16 protein-coding genes and 1 pseudogene are annotated in these 19,652 nt (G+C 65.8%); 5 read left to right on the forward strand and 12 right to left on the reverse strand.

Annotated elements, in window-relative coordinates; all coding sequences use genetic code 11:
- Positions 1-90: 90 nt before the first annotated feature.
- Together M1B34_RS00505 and M1B34_RS00510 are read right to left on the reverse strand one after the other, a co-directional pair.
- Positions 91-693: an alpha/beta fold hydrolase gene (locus M1B34_RS00505; protein WP_259740448.1), complete on the reverse strand. Its 603-nt coding sequence runs from the start codon at positions 691-693 to the stop codon at positions 91-93.
- Positions 694-755: 62 nt separating this feature from the next.
- Positions 756-1,994 (reverse strand): TPM domain-containing protein, encoded by a 1,239-nt coding sequence (locus tag M1B34_RS00510; protein WP_425273479.1) that lies wholly within the window; start codon positions 1,992-1,994, stop codon positions 756-758.
- 214 nt (positions 1,995-2,208) lie between these two features.
- On the opposite strand from M1B34_RS00510, the gene M1B34_RS00515 reads away from it, so the two are divergent.
- Entirely contained in the window at positions 2,209-3,834 is a 1,626-nt protein-coding gene (locus M1B34_RS00515) for a methyl-accepting chemotaxis protein (protein WP_268264139.1), read from the forward strand.
- A 74-nt stretch (positions 3,835-3,908) separates the two neighbouring features.
- Here M1B34_RS00515 and M1B34_RS00520 read toward each other — a convergent pair whose 3' ends face one another.
- Positions 3,909-4,784, reverse strand: a complete 876-nt coding sequence (locus tag M1B34_RS00520) for a LysR family transcriptional regulator (RefSeq protein WP_123335841.1) — start codon at positions 4,782-4,784, stop codon at positions 3,909-3,911.
- A gap of 158 nt (positions 4,785-4,942) precedes the next feature.
- On the opposite strand from M1B34_RS00520, the gene M1B34_RS00525 reads away from it, so the two are divergent.
- Positions 4,943-5,962 (forward strand): alpha/beta hydrolase, encoded by a 1,020-nt coding sequence (locus M1B34_RS00525; protein ID WP_268264140.1) that lies wholly within the window; start codon positions 4,943-4,945, stop codon positions 5,960-5,962.
- A 78-nt stretch (positions 5,963-6,040) separates the two neighbouring features.
- Positions 6,041-7,468, forward strand: coding sequence for a mechanosensitive ion channel family protein (locus tag M1B34_RS00530; RefSeq protein WP_268260868.1), 1,428 nt, complete (start codon positions 6,041-6,043; stop codon positions 7,466-7,468).
- Positions 7,469-7,593: 125 nt separating this feature from the next.
- Here M1B34_RS00530 and ycaC read toward each other — a convergent pair whose 3' ends face one another.
- The 6 genes and pseudogenes from ycaC to M1B34_RS00560 form a co-directional block, all read right to left on the reverse strand.
- Positions 7,594-8,217 (reverse strand): isochorismate family cysteine hydrolase YcaC, encoded by a 624-nt coding sequence (gene ycaC / locus M1B34_RS00535; RefSeq protein ID WP_123335836.1) that lies wholly within the window; start codon positions 8,215-8,217, stop codon positions 7,594-7,596.
- 72 nt (positions 8,218-8,289) lie between these two features.
- Complete coding sequence (locus M1B34_RS00540) at positions 8,290-10,128, reverse strand: amidohydrolase (protein ID WP_123336123.1); 1,839 nt, start codon at positions 10,126-10,128, stop codon at positions 8,290-8,292.
- Positions 10,129-10,246: 118 nt separating this feature from the next.
- Positions 10,247-10,851: pseudogene (locus M1B34_RS00545) on the reverse strand (antibiotic biosynthesis monooxygenase).
- Complete coding sequence (locus M1B34_RS00550) at positions 10,844-11,257, reverse strand: DoxX family protein (RefSeq protein ID WP_268264141.1); 414 nt, start codon at positions 11,255-11,257, stop codon at positions 10,844-10,846. Before M1B34_RS00550 ends, M1B34_RS00545 begins: the two are co-directional and overlap by 8 nt.
- 111 nt (positions 11,258-11,368) lie before the next feature.
- Positions 11,369-12,283, reverse strand: a complete 915-nt coding sequence (locus tag M1B34_RS00555) for a LysR family transcriptional regulator (RefSeq protein WP_268260869.1) — start codon at positions 12,281-12,283, stop codon at positions 11,369-11,371.
- 94 nt (positions 12,284-12,377) lie between these two features.
- On the reverse strand, positions 12,378-12,716 hold the full coding sequence (locus M1B34_RS00560) for a hypothetical protein (RefSeq protein WP_123335828.1): 339 nt from the start codon (positions 12,714-12,716) through the stop codon (positions 12,378-12,380).
- 260 nt (positions 12,717-12,976) lie between these two features.
- Here M1B34_RS00560 and M1B34_RS00565 point away from each other — a divergent pair, with 260 nt between their 5' ends.
- Positions 12,977-13,483: a helix-turn-helix domain-containing protein gene (locus M1B34_RS00565; RefSeq protein WP_268264142.1), complete on the forward strand. Its 507-nt coding sequence runs from the start codon at positions 12,977-12,979 to the stop codon at positions 13,481-13,483.
- A 42-nt stretch (positions 13,484-13,525) separates the two neighbouring features.
- On the opposite strand, the gene M1B34_RS00570 is transcribed toward M1B34_RS00565, so the two are convergent.
- Together M1B34_RS00570 and M1B34_RS00575 are read right to left on the reverse strand one after the other, a co-directional pair.
- The gene (locus tag M1B34_RS00570) at positions 13,526-14,350 is read right to left on the reverse strand and encodes an alpha/beta fold hydrolase (protein ID WP_268264143.1); all 825 of its coding nucleotides are present in this window, start codon (positions 14,348-14,350) and stop codon (positions 13,526-13,528) included.
- Positions 14,351-14,401: 51 nt separating this feature from the next.
- On the reverse strand, positions 14,402-14,965 hold the full coding sequence (locus tag M1B34_RS00575; RefSeq protein WP_268264144.1) for a flavodoxin family protein: 564 nt from the start codon (positions 14,963-14,965) through the stop codon (positions 14,402-14,404).
- 345 nt (positions 14,966-15,310) lie between these two features.
- Between M1B34_RS00575 and M1B34_RS00580 the strand changes: the two genes are divergently transcribed.
- Positions 15,311-18,166 carry an ATP-binding protein gene (locus tag M1B34_RS00580; protein ID WP_268264145.1) on the forward strand — a complete coding sequence of 952 codons (2,856 nt, stop codon included), beginning with the start codon at positions 15,311-15,313 and terminating at the stop codon, positions 18,164-18,166.
- Here the strand turns inward: M1B34_RS00580 and M1B34_RS00585 are convergent.
- A complete protein-coding gene (locus M1B34_RS00585) occupies positions 18,113-19,588 on the reverse strand; it encodes an ATP-binding protein (protein ID WP_268264146.1) in 1,476 nt (491 codons plus the stop codon). The two genes, M1B34_RS00580 and M1B34_RS00585, sit on opposite strands and share 54 nt — an antisense overlap.
- Positions 19,589-19,652 lie beyond the last annotated feature (64 nt).

The raw sequence follows: 19,652 nt of genomic DNA on the forward strand, positions 1-19,652 counted from the left end.
CCTAGCAGCCCCCGACGCCCGGGCCTGCATCGAGCAACACCTCAAGCACATCTGGCACGCCTCTCCCCCTTCCGCGCTGAACCGCCCCGGCTAACGCGCCAGGTGGGCGTCGATCAGCGGCGCGATGTCATCGGCCAGCGTGCAACCCAGATCATGATCGCCGCCGGCCAGCACCCGCAGCTCAGCCCGTGGCAACAGGGCCGCCAGACGCTGACCCGCAGCCACCGGGCTGAGGGGGTCGGCGTCGCCCCAGAGCAACAGGCTCGGTGCCTGCACGCTGCCCAGGCGGTCGCTGAGGTCGACCTGATAATCGGCGAACCAGTGGGGCAGCGCCGGGTAGCCGGCGCGATAGCCCTCCCGCCAGTCCTCGGCGGCCAGATCGCTCATATCCAGGCCGCCCGAGGTCACCGTCAGCACCAGGTGCGTCACCCACTGCGGCCGCTGCAAGGCCGCCAACAACGCGATCACCCCGCCCATGGACTGACCGATCAATGCCGTCGGCCGATCAATCTGCGCCACCACCCGCGCCACCAGGTCATCGATACCGTTCACTGCTGCCTCCGCAGGCACCGAGCCGAACCCCGGCCAGCCGACGTGCACGCGTTCCGCAGGGTGTGCAAGGCGCTGGGCCACCGGCTCCCAGAAGTGGGTATTACCCGAGGCTCCCGGGAGGAACAGCAGTTGTTTTGGCATGGGATTCATCCGATCAATCGCGGCAAGGGGCCGCCCCCGATGCTGGCTGACAGGCTGCGGGCTCACCAACTCCCCGAAGACCCGCCGCCACCGCTGGAGCCGCCGCCCCCGGAAGAGCTGCTGGAGCTCGAACTGGAACTCGAGCCCGAGCTGGACCCTGAGCTTGAGGAATCATCCGAGCCGGAGCCGGAGGAGCCTTTGCCCATCAGGAAGATGAAGAACGCGACAATGGAGCAGAACGGCAGGACCACCACCCAAGCCATCGCGCCGTTGCGTAACATGCTCAAGAAGCCCAGCACCAGGTAAACCCCGAGCAGGATCCACAGGCGAATGAAAAAGCTGGCACGGTCGTTTTCGTAGGTGTTGCGCATGATCCGATACAACAACCAGTACCCGCCGATCAGCATCAGCCCGGCCAGCGGCAGCACCAGGCCATAGATAAAGGACACGCCGCCCACAAAGTGATTGATCAGGGTCAGCACGCCGATGTAGGCCAGCAAGCCGAGCACGGCGAAGAACAGTTTGGGCGCCTGCCACAGACCGGCAAAGGTGGCGCCGCCCACCAGCATGCACACCGGCACCAGCAGCAACAGCGCCGGCCAATCCTTGCCCCCCACCAGCAGCACCGACCCGACAGTCATCGCCAACACCGCAAACAGGGCCCAGCGCCAGGACAATTTGCCCGCCGCCAGCAACGGCCCGGCAATAGCGCCAAGGACAATCGCCAGGATCACCGCATACAGGGTCTTCGGCAGGGGCTCGGGGGCCACCTCGGGCAACTCGCCGCCCTCCACCAGCAACACCAAGGCGTTGACCGCCAGTTCGATGCCGCCGGCAAAGTCGCCCTGGCGGAACGCGGGGGTCATGTGTTCACGGATGATTCGGTCGGCCAACAGGTCGGTGACCACCCCTTCGAGGCCATAACCGACTTCGATGCGCATCTTGCGATCATCCTTGGCCACCAACAGCAGCACGCCGTCGTTGATGTCCTTGCGCCCCAGTTGCCAGGCGCGGAACAGGGTATTGGCGTAATCCTCGATGCTCTGCCCATCGGTGCTGGACACCAGCATCACGGCGACCTGCGCGCCCTTGCGTTGTTCCAGGGCGGCGAGCTGCTGGGACAGACGCTCGCGGGTGGCGGCATCCAGGGTCTGGGTCAGGTCGATGACCCGCTGGTTCAACGGCACATTGGCCAGGCCCGGGGGCGGCGCGCTGTCCGCCAGCGCCAAGGTCGCGGTGAGCCACGCACCGAGAAAAACCGCCAGCCACCCTAAACGGGAGTGCCGTAGAAAAAGCGCCATCATGAGCCTGTTACCTGAGCTGATCATCCTGAAGGCGCGGACTTTAGCCTATCCGCGCACGTGCCTGCGAACAGATTCGATCGCGGCCAGGGAGTTCCCCGAACACCGGCCACGCACCACCTCAAGTCGTACGATAACCAGCCGATAGCCTGCCAGTGGCCGCTGCCGAACCCGGTCCTCCTTCATCTGCCCACAGAACAAAAAAGGCCATCGCATGTTTCTTCGCCAACTGAATATCGCCCCACGCGCCGCCCTGGGTTTCGCTTTGATTGCGGTGTTGGTGGCCCTGCTGGGGGTGTTTGCCCTGGGCCAGATGTCGAGCATCCGCGACAGCGAGATCGCCGTGGAAAACCAATGGCTGCCGAGCATTCGTGGCGGTGACGAAATCCGCGAGCTGATGCTGCGCATTCGCACCATCTCCCTGCGCATGGCCCTGGACCAGGACCCGAAGAACGTTCCTCAGTACCGCAGCCAGATGGACACCCGGGACAAAGAGCTGAGCGAGAAAATCAGCGCCTACGAGCGCCTGGTCACCACCCCCGAGGCCCGGGCCTTGTATGAGCAGTTCAAGACCACCTTCGCCGCTTACCGCCAGGGCATCGCCCAGTCCTTCACCCTGGCCGACCAGGGCAAGCGCGACGAGTTGAGCAAACTGCTGCTGGTGGACATGAAGACCGTGGTCGACGGCTCGGGCAAGCAACTGGGCGACCTGGCCCAACTGTTCGCCCAGCAAGTGGCCGCCGAGAGTCAGAAATCCGCCGAGCACTATGCCCGCTCGCGGACCATCGTCAGCCTGTTTATCGCCCTCGCGGCCCTGGCCACAGTGGCCCTGGCCATGCTCCTGACCCGCAGCATCGTGCGCCCCCTGGGCCAGGCCGTGGAAGCCGCGGAAAGCGTGGCCAAGGGCGACCTGACCCAACCCATCGATACCCACGGCCAGGACGAAGTCAGCCGCTTGCTCAAGGCCCTGGCCAGCATGCAACAGACCCTGCGCGACACGCTGCAGGGCATCAGCGGTTCCGCCAGCCAACTGGCCAGCGCCGCCGAGGAATTGAACGCGGTGACCCTGGACAGCAGCCAGGGCCTGCAACAGCAAAACAATGAAATCGAACAGGCGGCTACGGCGGTCAACCAGATGACCAGCGCCGTGGAAGAAGTGGCGCGCAACGCCGTGTCCACCTCCGATGCCACCCGTCAGTCCAGCGCATCGGCCCAGGCCGGCCAGGAGCGGGTCAGCGAAACCGTGGACGCCATCGGTGCCCTGGCCGGTGACGTGCGTCACACCGGCGAACTGGTGCAGTCCCTGGCCAACCAGTCCCAAGACATCGGCAAAGTGCTGGAGGTAATCCGCGCCATCGCCGAGCAGACCAACCTGCTGGCCCTCAACGCCGCCATCGAAGCCGCCCGCGCCGGGGAAAGCGGCCGCGGCTTTGCCGTGGTTGCCGACGAAGTACGGGCCCTGGCCCATCGCACCCAGCAGTCCACCCAGGAAATCGAACAGATGGTCCAGGGCATGCGCGACGGCTCGACCCAGGCCCTGGACTCGATGCAGGCCAGCTCCAACCGCACCGCGCAGACCTTGCAACTGGCGGAGCGGGCTGGTGAAGCGCTGCAGACCATCACCGCCTCGGTGCATGAAATCCACGAGCGCAACCTGGTGATCGCCAGCGCCGCCGAGGAGCAAGCCCAAGTGGCCCGCGAGGTGGATCGCAACCTGGTGAACATCCGCGACCTGTCGGTGCGTTCGTCCGCCGGGGCCAGCCAGACCAGCGCTTCCAGCCACGAACTGGCGCAGCTGGCCAACTCCCTGAACGCCATGGTGGGCAGCTTCCGCGTCTGATTCCGTGGCATAAAGGCGGGACGCGGAGCGCCCCGGTCGGCATTCCCACGGCGACCGTGGGAACGAGAGGCGGTCTACAGGCGCTCGCGCAGGAACTCGATCAGGGCCTGCACCGGCCGCGATCCCTGGCGGTGCTGGGGGTAGACCGCCGAGAGCGTCAACGGCTCGGGGGCAAAGTCTTCCAGCACCGGCACCAACCGCCCGTCCTGCAACGCCTCGCCGACAATAAAGGTCGGCAGGTAGGTGATGCCCAGCCCGGCAATCGCCGCGTCTTTCAACACCTCGCCGTTATTCACCCGCATGCGCCCGCTGACATTGATCGGCACGGGCTTGCCCTTGACCTGAAAGCGCCATTGCACCTGCCGCCCGTGGCCGTAAGGCAGGCAGTCGTGACTGCTCACTTCCTCGGGCAACTGGGGCACGCCGCGCCGGGCCAGGTAATCAGGGCTGGCGCAGTACACCCGCTGGATACTGGCGATGCGCCGGGCAATCAGGGTCGAATCCTCCAGCACGCCGATACGCAGCACCAGGTCGTAGCCTTCGCTGATCAGGTCCACCGGGCGGTCGCTCAGGTCCACTTCCACCGAGACCTGCGGGTAGCGCTGCAGAAACTGCGGCAGCAGGCAGCCCAGGTGCGCCAGGGCAAACGACAGCGGCGCGCTCAAGCGAAGGGTGCCCCGGGGTTCGCTGTTCTGCCCGGCGATGCCCTGCTCCACCTGCTCCACTTCGCTCAGCAGGCGCAAGGCCGACTCGTAGTAGCTCTGCCCCAGGGGCGTGACGTCCAGGCGCCGGGTCGAGCGATTGAGCAACCGCACGCCCAGGCGCTCTTCGAGCTGGATCAGGCGGCGGCTGACAAACTGCTTGGACAACCCCAGTTGATCGGCCGCGTGGGTAAAACTGCCGGACTCCATCACCTGGCAAAAAATGCGCATGTCTTCAAACGGGTTCATTGTCACGCCTCAGTTGACAGTCAAACGCTTTATAGCGGCTTTTTCTCATTTAGGCACCAGATTAATCTGAGCACAGGTTGCAGCTGAGGCCGTTAAGCCACAGCGCAACCCATTGAATTCGAAACTAAAAACTCAATTAATCGAAAAGGATCGCCACCATGAACCCAGTGCAAAAAGTTGTCGCCGCCAGCCTCCTCGCCCTCTCCGTGAACAGCGCCTTCGCCGCCGGCAGCCCGGGCGTGGAACACCAGACCCAAGCCTTCCTCAACGCCCTGGCTGCGGGCGGCGGTCAACCCTTGGAGCAACTGAGCCCGAAAGACGCCCGCGCGGTGCTGACCGGCGCCCAGGCCTCGGTCAAGGTCGACCTTTCAGGGGTGGAAGTCAGCGAGCGCAACATCCAGGTGGCCGGCCAAAACGTGCAACTGACCCTGGTGCGCCCGGCCAAGGTCAAGGGTGAGCTGCCGGTGTTCATGTTCTTCCACGGTGGCGGCTGGGTGCTGGGCGACTACCCGACCCACGCCCGCTTGATCCGCGACCTGGTGGTGGGTTCCGGCGCGGTGGCGGTCTACGTCAACTACACGCCATCGCCGGAAGCCCACTACCCCACCGCGATCAACCAGGCTTACGCCGCTACCCGCTGGGTGGCCGAGCACGGCAAGGAAATCGGCGTCGATGGCCAGCGCCTGGCCGTGGCCGGCAACAGCGTCGGCGGCAACATGGCGGCGGTGGTGGCACTGATGGCCAAGGAACAGAAAACCCCGGCCCTGCGCTTCCAACTGCTGCTGTGGCCAGTGACCAATGCCCGGTTCGATACCCCGTCCTACCAGCAATTCGCCGAGGGGCATTTCCTCACCAAGGGCATGATGAATTGGTTCTGGGACAGCTACACCACTGACGCCCAGCAACGCGCCGAGGTCCACGCCTCGCCCCTGCAAGCCAGCGTCGAACAGCTGCGCGGCCTGCCGCCGGTCCTGGTGCAGACCGCCGAGTTCGATGTGTTGCGCGATGAAGGCGAAGCCTATGCCCGCAAGCTCGACAGCGCTGGCGTGGCAGTCACCGCCGTACGCTACAACGGCATGATTCACGATTTCGGCCTGCTCAACCCGCTCAACGGCATCCCGGAAGTCCAGGCCGCCATGCGCCAAGCCGCCGCCGAGCTGAAGACCCACCTCAACTGATAATCTCCACTGACCGTACAGCCGACCTTCGGGTCGGCTGTACCGCGTCTTGCCCCTTTCCCTGCGCCAGGAACTGCCATGAACCTTGTCACCCAACACCCGCTGCTGTGGAGTGCCGTTCTGTTGCTGGTGGACGTGCTGCTCTGGCACCTGGCGCCCTTCCCTCAGCGCCTGACCCGAGTCGGCCTGCGCCTGGTGCTGTTCCTCAGCTACAGCGCGTTGATCATCAACGCCGGCATCAGCCCGCTGCAGGCCCAAGTCTTTGCCGACGATAACGTGCTGCAACTGGGGGCCACGGCCCTGGCCATCATCTGGTGGGTGTACGCCGCCAGGGTACTGACCGAACTGATCGGCCTGATCCTGATGCGGCGCATCGGTCACAGCGGGCGGCTGCTACAGGACGTGATCGGCGCCCTGGTGTTCCTTGCCGCAGTGGTGGCCGCCGCCGGCTACGTCATGGAGCTGCCGGTCAAAGGCCTGCTCGCCACTTCCGGAGCCATGGCGATCATTGTCGGCCTGGCCTTGCAAAGCACTCTGAGCGACGTGTTCTCGGGGATCGTGCTGAACACCACCAAGCCCTATCAGGTGGACGATTGGGTGCTGATCGACGGCGTCGAAGGCAAGGTCCTGGACATCGACTGGCGCGCTACCCACCTGCTGACCAGCGCTGGCACCACGGCGGTGATTCCCAACTCGGTGGCGGCCAAGGCCAAGCTGGTCAACCTCAGCCGGCCGAGCAACATGCACGGCGTGTCCATCAGCATCCAAGTGCCCAACCACATACGTCCACAGCGGGTGCTGGATGCCCTGGAGCGCGCCCTGCAAGGCAGCAACAGCCTGCTGCTCAACCCGGCGCCCAAGGTGGTGCTCAAGGAGGCGGGCGAGAGCCTGTCGGAATACGTGGCCAGCGGTTTTATCGCCGAACTGGGGCAGAAGAGCCAGGTGCGCAACCAACTGTTCGACCTGGCCCATCGGCACCTGGAAGCGGCCGGGATTTCCCGCCAGCCCGAGGGCTACAACGAGCCGATTTCCCGGGCCAGGGCCTTGCTCGACGAGGTGAAAATCTTCCGCACCCTGGACAACCCGGAACGGGAACAACTGGCCCAGGCCATGACCCCCATTCAGTACGCCGCCGGTGAGGTGATCCTCGACCTGGATGAAGTGCCCGACAGCCTGCTGCTGATCGCCACTGGCGTGGTCAGCGCCAGCGTGCCCGAGGGCAACCGCATGCTCGAAGCCGGGCGCATGGGCCCCAGTGAAGTGATGGGCGAACAGAGCATCCTCGCCGACACCCCGTCCCAGGCGCGCTTTACCGCCCTGACCTCGTGCATCGTCTACCGCCTGGACAAGACCCTGACCCGGGGTTGCATGGCCCAGCGCACAGAAATCAGCCGCGCCCTGAACAAACTCCAAGCCGTGCGCCAGCAAAGCAGCCGCTCGGTGCTGCTGGGCAAACCCGTGGACATCCGCAAAGGCGGTTTTCTCAGCTGGCTGCAAAAGCGCTGACCCGCCTCCCCTGCCCGATCGTTCCCACGCTCTGCGTGGGCCTGCAGCACCCGACTCTCCGTGTCACTGTGTTCGCCCAATAAACAAGGCCCGCGCGAGGCGGGCCTTGTTTGGAACGGGGCGGCTTACTTGGCGGTCAGCGCCGAGTAGCTGTTCATCAGGTTGCGGTAGTTGGGAATGCGCTGGGACAGCAGGTTGCCCAGGCCTTCGATGTCGTTGCGCCAGTCGCGGTGCAGCTCACAGGCGACCGAGAACCAGTTCATCATCTGCGCGCCGGCTTCGGTCATGCGCACCCATGCAGCTTGCTGCACGGTTTCGTTGAAGGTGCCGGACGCATCGGTCACCACAAACACGTCATAACCTTCTGCCAGCGCCGACAGGGTCGGGAACGCTACGCAGACGTCAGTCACCACACCGGCAATGATCAGTTGCTTGCGGCCGGTGGCCTTGATCGCCTTGACGAAGTCTTCGTTGTCCCAGGCATTGATCTGGCCAGGACGTGGAATGTACGGCGCGTCCGGGAAGATTTCTTTCAGCTCGGGAACGATCGGGCCGTTGGGGCCTTGCTCGAAGCTGGTGGTGAGGATGGTCGGCAAGTTGAAGAACTTCGCCAGGTCGGCCAGGGCCAGGACGTTGTTCTTGAACTCGTTGGGGGAGAAGTCCTGCACCAGCGAGATCAGGCCAGTCTGGTGATCCACCAGCAGCACCACGGCGTCATCTTTGTTCAGACGTTTGTATTCTTTGCTCATGGGGGTAGCTCCTTTTAGAGGGATGCAGCGCAAGGCGTCGGCACCAGGGCCGACGCGTAAAAAATCGGCCAATCAGAAGGCAAAGCAGGAACAGCCGAAGGCGCCCCAGAAACCCTGGAAGTCGCTGACCGGCACCGACGACAGTCGGGCCCGCTCATGGCTGTGGGAGTGCACCGCGCAAGGGCCGCTGCACTGGTGCACCTGGGCCTGCAACGGTGAGGTCGGACGCCAGTGCCCGGGCACCTTGACCACGGGCGACCAGTCCGGCAGCACCGGCACGCTAGGCGGTGCCAAGGTGTCGAAATCGCCGGCGCCGTAGACCACCTTGCCGCCGACCACGGTCAGTACTGATTCGATCCACTTGATGGCTTCTTCGTCGACGCTGAAGAAGTCCGCCGACAGGGCTGCCACGTCCGCCAATTGGCCGACCTTGATCTGGCCCTTTTTGCCCTGCTCCGACGAGAACCAGGCGCTGCCGTGGGTGAAGAGTTCCAGGGCCGTCAGGCGCGGCAAGCCTTCGGCGTGCAACTCCAGGCCGCCGACGGTGCGCCCGCTGACCATCCAGTACAGGGAGGTCCAGGGGTTGTAGCTGGATACCCGAGTGGCGTCGGTGCCCGCGCCCACCGGCACGCCTTCGGCCAGCATGCGTTTGATCGGCGGTGTGGCTTCGGCAGCCTTGGCGCCGTAGCGCTCGACGAAATACTCGCCTTGGAACGCCATGCGGTCCTGGATCGCAATACCACCACCGAGGGCACGAACCCGCTCGATATTTTTCGGGGTGATGGTTTCAGCGTGATCGAAGAACCACGGCAGGCCATTGAAGGGGATGTCGCGGTTGACCTTTTCGAACACGTCGAGCATGCGCGAGATGGATTCGTCGTAGGTGGCGTGCAGACGGAACGGCCAACGCTGCTCCACCAGGTGACGCACCACCGGCTCCAGCTCCTGCTCCATGGTCAGCGGCAGGTCGGGGCGCGGTTCGAGGAAGTCTTCGAAGTCCGCTGCCGAGAATACCAACATCTCGCCGGCACCGTTGTGCCGCAGGTAGTCGTCGCCCTGGTGCAGCTTGACGCTGCCGGTCCAGTTCTTGAAGTCGCTGAGCTCTTCCTTGGGCTTCTGGGTGAACAGGTTGTAGGCGATGCGCACCGTCAACTGCTCCTCCTTGGCCAGTTGCTCGATCACCGCGTAGTCGTCGGGGTAATTCTGGAAACCGCCGCCGGCGTCGATGGCGCTGGTCAGGCCCAGGCGGTTGAGTTCACGCATGAACTGGCGGGTCGAGTTGACCTGGTATTCCAGGGGCAGCTTGGGCCCCTTGGCCAGGGTCGAGTAAAGGATCATCGCGTTGGGCCGCGCCACCAGCATCCCGGTGGGGTTGCCGTTGCTGTCACGGACAATCTCGCCGCCCGGCGGGTTCGGCGTGTCGCGAGTGTAGCCGGCCACGCGCAGGGCCGCGCGGTTGAGCAAGGCACGGTCGTACAGGTGCAGGATAAATACCGGAGTGTCCGGCGCCGCCTGGTTCAGTTCCTCCAGGGTCGGCATGCGCTTTTCAGCGAACTGGAATTCGTTCCAGCCGCCCACCACCCGCACCCATTGCGGGGTTGGGGTGCGATCGGCCTGGTCCTTGAGCATGCGCAGGGCATCGGCCAGGGACGGCACGCCTTCCCAGCGCAGTTCCAGGTTGTAGTTGAGGCCGCCCCGGATCAGGTGCAGGTGGGAGTCGTTGAGGCCCGGGATCACCGTGCGACCCTTGAGGTCGATGACCTGGGTGCCGCTGCCGCGCAAAGCCATGGCCTCGGCGTCGGTGCCCACGGCGACAAAACGCCCGCCGCTGATGGCGACGGCACTGGCCCGGGGGTTTTCCCGGTCCACGGTGTGGAACTGGCCATTGAACAGAATCAGATCGGCGTTCATCGGATTTCCTTGTAGGGATGAAGAGGCAAAAGACAGCCGCGGCCAGAACGCCGCTGCCGCGCTGAGCAACGAGCCGGCAGCCAGCAATTGGCGGCGCAGCGGGTCGCTGGGGTCATCCTTATTGGCCATGTTCGGCCTCCAGGTGTTCATGGGCGGCAGAGGCTTGCAGCCACGGCGCGAACAACCGGGTGGCGCCGGCATCAGCAGGTACACCACCAGCAGGACGATGGTCAGGGTCACCAGAAAGGTGCTCACCAGGTAGTTGGAGAGGAACGGATGCAAATGCAGCACCGGGCCCCAAAGCAGCGGAACCAGCAAGGTCAGCGGCAGGATCACGCACAGGGTCACCACCGCCTGTTTCCAGCGCGGCGGCGGGGTTGCGGCGTCGGCCAGGGGGGCGAACCAGAACTCCTTAAGCGGGGCGATTTCGGTCTGGTCGCCGTCAGCCAGCATCGGCGCGGCTTCGCTAATCAGTTCCTGGCGCTCAGGCGAGTCGAGCCACTGCTGCATATCGGCGGTGGACGCAAAGCGCAGCACGCAGGTGAACAGCGCCAGGCCGCCCTGCTTGCCGCGTACCACATCCACCCCCAGGTGCCCCCGCCACTGCCCCGCCACGCGCACGATGCGTCGCAGCCAAGCTTCGTAGGCGCCCTCTTGGCCGGCCTTGATCCGGTGCTTGACCACCAGGGTCACCACTTCACTGTTGTTCTGGATGTCAGGCATGACGCAGCACTCCGGGCAAACGTGAACTGACGGCCAGGCGCCCTGGCCCGGTCAACAGCAAGGTGCTGAACAGGATCAACAGCAGCCAGGCGAACTGGCCCTGCTCCAGGCTCCATTCCGGGTGGACCCAGAACACCGCCACCGCCAGCAGAAAGAGAATAGGCACGCAGGCCAGGCGCACAAAAATTCCGACGAGTATCAGCAAGGGGCACAGCACCTCGGCGAAAATCGCCAGGCACAGGGTCACTTGGGCCCCCAGGTGCAAGGGGTCCTCGATGCGCTGCAACTCGCTGCTGAAGTGCAGCAGCTTGGGCAAGCCATGGACCCAAAGCAGGAACAGCGCCGCGCTGACCCGCAGAAACAACAGGCCAACGTCCTGGGCCCGCTCTTCCCCTGTTGCCACCATGAATGCCCCTCCTTTCACTGCGTCGGTGTGATCAATGGCATGCAGTGTGCGACGGGCCGTCACGGAAAAATTGCATGTACGTGCTCTCTTTCACCCCGGCGCAAGCCCGGGCTAGAGGTCCGCGGCCTGGGCCATGTGCTCGGCGATGCGCCCGCGCAGCCAACGCTCCGCCGGGTCGTTGTCGTGCACCCCGCTCCAGACCATGGACAGCTCCGCCGCGTCGATGGGGAACGGTGGGTCTTCGGCGCGCAGGGCGCTGCCTTCGGTCAGCGCGCAAGCGGCGTAGTCGGGCACCGTGGCGATCATTTCGCTGCCGGCCAGCAACGCCCGCAGGCCACTGAACTGCGGCACCGCCAGCACCACCCGGCGGGCGCGGCCGAGGCGCGCCAGGTCGAGGTCGATATTGCCGCTCAGGTCACCGGAGAACGACACCATGGCGTGGGGCCGTGCGCAGTACTCATCCAGGCTCAGCGGCTCGGGACGGGCGTCGCCACGCAGCACCTTGCAGGGGATGTCCCGCAGTTTCTTGCGCTTGGCATTGGCCGGCAGGTCGGTGGTGTAGCTCACGCCCACGGAGATTTCGCCGCTGCCCAGCAACGACGGCATCAACAGGAAATTGGCCCGACGGACCACCACCACGATCCCCGGCGCCTCTTCCCGCAGGCGGCTGAGCAGGGCCGGAAACAAGCCGAACTCGGCGTCGTCGGACAGGCCGATGCGAAACACCGCGCAACTGCTGGAAGGGTCGAATTCCTTGGCCCGGCTGACCGCACCGGAGATGGTGTCCAGGGCCGGTTGCAACTCGCCGAGGATCACCAGGGCCCGGGCCGTGGGTTCCATGCCGCGGCCACTGCGGACAAACAGCGGGTCGTCGAACAGGTCCCGTAGTCGGCCCAGGGCAGCGCTCACCGCCGGCTGGCCCATAAACAGCTTTTCCGCGACCCGGGTCAGGTTCTTTTCGAACATCAGGGCCTCGAAAATCACCAGCAGGTTGAGGTCGACGCGGCGCAGGTCATTGCGATTCATAAGCGGGGTCCTGGGGCACAAGCACGGGCCCTCAGCTAAGCACAGGCAGCGCCACTTGGCCTTGGACGCCTGTGCTGTCTTGTACCCCGCCGGCTCAGCTGGTGCGACCTTGGTCGGCGCAGCGCACCAGCATGCTGCGCTGGCGATAGGCCGCCTCGGCCACCAAAGCTTCCACCTCGTCCTCGGACGCGCCTTCGTGCTGGTTGCGACTGAGCACCTGATAGCTGCCGCCACACAAGTTCAAGGCCTCGGCCCGACACCCTTGCCAACTGCCGAACAGCCCAGGGCACTCGATCTGCTGGGCTGCCGACTGGTCCACTAACAGCGCTGGCCGGGAACTGGCACAGCCACCCAGCGAGGCCAGCAACAAGGTCAGCAACAGGGCTGCGACAAGGGCACGGAACACAGGAAAAACCGCAGGTTGGGCGTACATGGCAAGGCTCCAAAACAGGAATGACGCCATGTTCCCCGAGGCCCTGGAATGGCGGAAATCAATCCCGTCGATAACCACCATCGCCCAACCCTGGAGCCGGTTTGCGCAAATCGAATTAACAACGATTAACTCGTCAGCCAGGCGTGGCCGAACCAAGAATGCAGGGGTGTGCAGTGCAGGTTCGCCCCTGATGGGGAGCCGGTTTGCGAACCCGGCGAGCGTTCCGGTACGGACGCTCCCAACGACCACGGATACCTGTCATGGCCCGACTTCAGATACAGGCCCTAGGCGTCGATGACGCCGAGCCACGCCGCGCCAGCGCCACCACCGGCGGCCTGTGCGCCCGCCGCGAGCGCCTGGTCAAGCAACTGATCCTCGCCCACCTCGGGGAAAGCCTCGAAGTCAGCGAACTGGCCCGGGCCTGCGCCCTGTCGCGCAGCCACTTCTCGCGGGCCTTCAAATGCACCACCGGCCTGTCGCCCCAGGAATGGATCCGCCGCCAGCGCATCGCCCGCGCCAAGGAACTGATCACCCATTCAGACCTGAGCCTGACCCGCATCAGCCTGGAATGCGGCTTCTGTGACCAGGCGCACTTCTGCCACATCTTCACCCGCAGCGAAGGGGTCAACCCCATGACCTGGCGCAACCAGCAACTGCGCGCGGCCCAACCTCGCCTGTCATCCCTGGGTGAAACCGCCTCGCGCCAAGGCACCCTGTCCAATGTCGCGCCCAATCTCGCGCCCAGCATGACCCACAGTGCCCTCTGACACCCGACAACGGCGCAGGCCAAGGGCCCGCGCCGCGCCCACTTACGCCCGGATAAACGCCAACAAATCAGCGTTCAGACGTTCCTTGTGGGTGTCGGTCAGGCCATGGGGCGCGCCCGGATACACCAGCAGCTTCGCGCCCTTGACCAGTTTGGCCGAGGCGATCCCGGAGGTTTCGATCGGCACAATCTGGTCGTCGTCGCCATGCACCACCAGGGTCGGCACGTCGAACTTGAGCAAGTCCTCGGTGAAGTCCGTGGTCGAGAAGGCGGCTATGCAGTCGTAGGCGCTCTTGTGCCCGGCCAGCATGCCCTGGGTCCAGAACCAGTCGATCATGCCCTGGGAAACCTTGGCCCCCGGCCGGTTGAAGCCGAAGAACGGCCCGCTGGCGACGTCTTTGTACAACTGGGATCGGTCCGCCAGCGAGGCTTCGCGCATGCCATCGAACACCGACATGGGCACGCCGGCCGGGTTGGTCGGGGTTTGCAGCATCAACGGCGGCACCGAGGAAATCAGCCCGGCCTTGGCCACCCGCGAAGAACCGTGGCGGCCGATGTAGCGCGCCACTTCGCCACCGCCGGTGGAGAAGCCCAGCAACACCGCGTCGCGCAGGTCCAGCAACTCGATCAGTTGGGCCAGGTCGTCGGCATAGGTGTCCATGTCATTGCCGTACCACGGCTGGCTGGAACGGCCGTGGCCGCGTCGATCGTGGGCAATGACCCGGTAGCCATTGGACGCCAGGAACAGCATCTGCGACTCCCAGCTGTCGGCGTTCAGCGGCCAGCCATGGCTGAACACGACCGGTTGGCCGCTGCCCCAATCCTTGTAATAGATCTCGGTGCCGTCGCGGGTGGTGAAGGTGCTCATGAGGGGGTGACTCCTGATGGGTGGGATTGCAGGGTGAAAACAGGCCAACGCTCAGCGCCTCAGGGTTTGGGCCAGGTGCAGGGCAAAGCGTTCGCCGAGGTAGGCAGCGGTGCGACGGTCGGCACGGATCAGCGCCGACTCGGCGGCACGGTCCAGGGACGACTGGGCTTGGGCGCCCAAGGAGCCGCCCAGGCGATTGAGCGGCGTGCCATCGGCGTCGGCCGCCCCCGGCAACAGGCCCAGGCTGACCCAGAGCATGCCGTGCTGGGCGGCAAACAGCGCCAATTGGGCCAGGGCCTGGCCGGGGTCGGCGCACAGCAGGTCGGCATGGCTGAAACCGGCAGCCGGCTTGTCGCGCCAGGGTTGGGCCAGGTAGAAGGCGGCGGTGGCGTCCATAAACGCCTTGAACGGCGCGGACAGGCTACCCATGCAACTGGGGGCACCGAAAATGATGCCGTCGGCGGCGTGCAATTCGTCCCAGCGGTCCTCCACCTGCTCCACCGGGAGCAGGCTGGCCTGGCTGCCGGGCTGACGGCGAACCCCGGCCTGCACCGCTTCGGCCAGGCCCTGCAAGACGCTAAAACCGCGGTGATAGACGATCACTACCCTGCTCATTGCGGCATCCTCGACGGCTGCTTCATCCCTGTTCCCCGCGCTCGGCCAGCCTGCCCGATGGCTGCTGCACTGAATCCACCCATGGTTGAGCCGCAACCACCGCCACTACGAGTTAAACGTTGTTAATTTTTTTCCTTGGGTGGCGGCCCCGTACACCCGGGACGCCCCGGAAAACATTGCCCCAGAGCGCTTTAAGCTGACCAAACGGATAAAGAATTGCCGGGGGCCTGCGTTGCGCCCGACCCCAAACCTGAGGAATATGCTCGGGTACCTCGCGCTGCCTTGTGCCCCCCCACCGGCCGGGAGGCTGGCACTGGGCGTGCGCCCGTAAACACGAGAACCCGCATGACTGAGTATCAAGCCCTTCCCAGCCCCCTTCCCAGCGACCAGGCCGTGCGCTTTGGCCCCTATCGCATCCTGCCGCGCCAACGCCTGGTGCTGGAAGCCGAACGCCCGCTGCGCCTGGGGCGGCGGGCGGTGGACATCCTGCTGATCCTGCTGGAGCAGGCCGGCCAGGTGGTGAGCAAACAGGAGTTGATGGCCCGGGTCTGGCCCAGCAGCGTGGTCGAGGACAGCAACCTGCGGGTGCACATGGCCGCCCTGCGCAAGGCCCTGGGGGATGGCCAGGCCGGCCAGCGCTACATCGTCACCGTGGCCCAGCGCGGTTACAGTTTTGTCGCCCCGCTGTGCCATGACGCCCTCCCCGGCCCGGCGCTCCAGCCCGATGGCCTCGGCAACGGGCACAACCTGCCACTGCGGCGCACGCGATTGATCGGGCGCCAGGGGTTGATCGACAGCCTGGTGCGCCAACTGCCACAGCAGCGCTTTATCACCCTCACCGGCACGGGCGGAATCGGTAAGACCAGCGTGGCCCTGCGGGTGGCCGAGCTGCTGATCGGCCACTACCGCGACGGTATCTTTCTCCTCGACCTCGCGCCCCTCGACGACCCGGCGCTGATCCTGCCCAACCTGGCGGCGCTACTGGGCCTGCCCGTGGCGGACCTGGACGCCCTCGGCGACATCGCCCGTGCCCTGCGCGAACGTCAGTTGCTGTTGCTGATCGACAACTGTGAACACCTGCTGGAGGCCATCGCGCCCATCAGCGAACAGCTGCTGCGCAGCGCGCCGCACCTGCACATTCTGGCCACCAGCCGGGAAAGCCTGCGGGCCGAAGGCGAAGTGGTGCAACGCCTGGACTCCCTGGCCTGCCCGCCTTCGGAGCAGCCCCTGGCGCGCAGCGAAGTACTGGCCTACCCGGCCCTGCAACTGCTGATCGAGCGGGCCATTTCCGATCAGGACAACGTTGACGCAGATCGCGCCGAGCCCCGCCGTTTTGAACTCAACGACACCGAGCTGGCGCTGGCCATCGAGCTTTGCCAGCGCCTGGACGGCATCCCCCTGGCCCTGGAACTGGCCGCTGCGCAAATCGGCCGTCTGGGCCTGCCTACGCTGCTGGCCCAGTTGCACGACAGCTTCCGTCCGTTGACCCAGGGCCGACGTGGCTGCCTGCCCCGCCAGCAGACCCTGCGCGCCACCCTGGACTGGAGCTTCGCCCTGTTGACCCGCGACGAACAGTGCTGCCTGCGGCGCCTGGCGGTGTTTCGCGGTGGCTTCACCCTGGCCTCGGCCGTGGCGGTGATCGGCGCGGCGCCCTGGGTCGGCGACGGAGTGCTGGCCGCCATCACTCAACTGGTGGCCAAGTCGCTGCTGAACGTGGAAGTGGGCGACGACGAAGTCAGCTATCGCCTGCTGGACACCACCCGCCGCTATGCCCTGGAACACCTGGAGGCGGCCGGCGAACTCTTCGCCAGCCGTGAGCGCCATGCCGAACGCTGCCTGGCGCTGATGCAGCAGGCTCAGCACGACTGGGAGCTGATCCCCACCCAAGCCTGGCTGGAGCGATACGCGCCCCATCGCGAGGACATCCGCGCCGCCCTGGACTGGGGCCTGGGCCCCACCGGGCCCCACGCGCTGGCCATCCACCTGACCGCCAGCGCCATGCCGCTGTGGCAAGAACTTTCACTGCTGCGCGAGCACGGCGGCTACGTGCAACAAGCCCTGGCCTTGCTGCAAGCTTCAAGCACGCCCTGCCCGCAATTGAGCATCAGCCTGCAACTGGCGCTGGGCAGCTTCAGCTACCACACCCAGGGCGGCACCGCGTCGACCATTGCCGCCTTTGTCAGCGCCCGGCAACTGGCCGAAACCCACCAGGACCTGGCCGGGCAATTGCGCGCGGTCTCCGGGCACATGGCAGTCAACCTGTGTTGCGGGCACTACCCCCAGGCCCTGGAGCAGAGTCGTCATTTCGACCGCCTGGAGCCCGGCAGCGACCCGCTGCTGGCCCTCAGCGCCCAGCGCCTGCGGGTCCTGGCGCAGCACTTTGCCGGCGACCAGACCCAGGCCCGGCAAAATGCCGAACAAGTGCTACAGCGCCTGGCCCAGAGTGGCCAACGCAACCGTTTTACCCATGGCTTTGGGGTGCAGTACGACCAGAGCGTGGCGTCCCTGACCATCCTCGCGCGGATCCTCTGGCTGCAGGGTTTTCCCGAGCAGGCCTGGCGCACCGCCAGCCAGGCCCTGGAGATCGCCTTGCAGATCAACCATGGCACCTCGATCTGCTACACCCTGGCCCTGTCCGGCTGTGTGATTGCCCAGTACAACGGCGACCTGGCCACCACCCGCCAACTGCTCGACCTGCTGCTGCAACAAGCGCAAAAACACTCGGTGCTGCTGTTCCAGAGCTGGGCCCGGCACTACGTCCGCGCCCTCGACGCCGAACCTCTGGAACCCATGCCGGACGCCGAGGGGTTGATCAAGGACATTGTGCTGACCCTGCGCCCCGAGGGCCTCGACGCCGAGCTGCTGGCGCGGGCCGAGAGCGGTGCCGCGGGCTGGAGCGCGCCAGAAATCCTCCGCGCCCGGGCCGCCGCGCTGCTGCGCGAACCCGGGCCACAACCGGCCGCCAGTGCCGAAGCGGTGCTGCTCAAGGCTTTGGATCTGGCGCGGCAGCAAGGTGCGCTGGCCTGGGAGTTGCGCAGTGCCAGCGCCCTGGCCCGACTCTGGCAGCGCCAGGGCCGCTATCAGCAGGCCCGGGACTTGCTGGCACCGGTCTACGAGCGCTTCACCGAAGGCTTTGCCACCCCTGATCTAGTCCAGGTCCGCAGTCTGCTCGATGAGCTGCAAGGCCAAGTCGCCGCCTGAACCCCAGGGGCCATTGCCCAGGTAGTGTGCGTAGCGCTGACGCAAGCCGTGCAAGCGCTCCGGCGCGCGCAGTTGCTCCAGCACATAGAGGCGCGTGGTGTTGAGCATCCGGTAGCGCAAAGGCCCCGGGCCCGGCGCGACCTGCAACAAGGATTTGGCCGCCAACTGGGCCAGTAATCGCTCCAGATCAGCGTGTTCCAATTCACTGCCGACCAGGCTCGCGGCGACGGCCTGGCGGGTACAGGCCAACCGGTCCAGGGCCAAGTGCTGCAACAGCCACTGCTCGGGCAGGCTCAGGCGCTCGTAGCTCCAGTCCAGGGCCCCGGCCAGGCTGCGTTGGCGTTCGGCGGCGCTGCGTCGCCCCTGGTTCAAGACCTGCAAGCCCGACTCCAGTTGCCCATGCACCCCCTGGATGCCCAGGGCCTCGACCTGGGCCGCCGCCAGTTCCAGGGCCAAGGGCAAACCGTCCAGGCGCCGGCAGATGTCCCGCAGGGGCAGCAAGTCCCGGGGGCGCAGGTCAAAACCTTGCTGCCCGGCCCGGGCCCGGCTGACGAACAACTGCACCGCCGCGTAGCCCAAGGCCTGATGCACGCTGTGCAAGGCTGCCAGCGGCGGCACCGCCAAGGGCGCCAGGCACTGGCTCCACTCACCAGGCAGTTGCAACGCTTCGCGGCTGGTCAGCAGCAGGGTCACCTCGGGCGCCGCTGCCAGTACCGCCCGGACCAGGGCCCGGCAGGCCGGCAGCAGGTGCTCGCAACCATCGAGGATCAGCAACAGCCGGCGCCCCGCCAACTGTTCGCACAACAGGCCAAGGGAACTCGAAGGCTCCAGGGTCAGCGCCAGGGTCAGCGCCACCTGCTCCAGCATCTGCGTCGGCTGGCTCACGGTGCTCAGGTCGACCACCCAGGCACCGTCCGGGTAGCGCCCCAGCAGCTTCTGCGCCAGGCTCAGGGCCAGGCTGCTCTTGCCCACACCAGCGGGCCCGCTGAGGGTCATCAAGCGCTGCCCGGACAAGCGCCGGGCCAAGGTGCCCAGCAGCTCATCACGGCCAATCAGCGGGCTCAGGCGGGTCGGCAGGTTGTGCGGTGGGGTGGCCTCGGCACCCTGGCGCTGCACCGGGGCGATAAAGGCATAACCACGCTGGGGCAGGTTGACGATGTAGCGCCGTCCCTGGCGCCCATCGCCCAAGGCCCGACGCAGGGCAGCGATGTGCACCCGCAGGTTGATCTCTTCGACCACGCTGCTGGGCCAGACCCGGGTCAGCAAATGTTCCTTGCTGACGAACTGCCCGGGCTGCTCCAGCAACACCGAGAGAATCTCCAGGGCCCGGCCGCCCAGGGACAACGCCACGCCGCCTTCGCACACCAGGCGTTGCTGACGGTAAAAGGTAAAAGGGCCGAAACGCATTAGGGTTTCGGCCATCAGGGGTTCAAGGCTGTTCATACAGGCTACAGCGCTAAAAGACCTGGGCCGGCGCAACCACATC

Source organism: Pseudomonas morbosilactucae (assembly GCF_023241715.1).
Taxonomy (GTDB): Bacteria; Pseudomonadota; Gammaproteobacteria; order Pseudomonadales; family Pseudomonadaceae; genus Aquipseudomonas; species Aquipseudomonas morbosilactucae.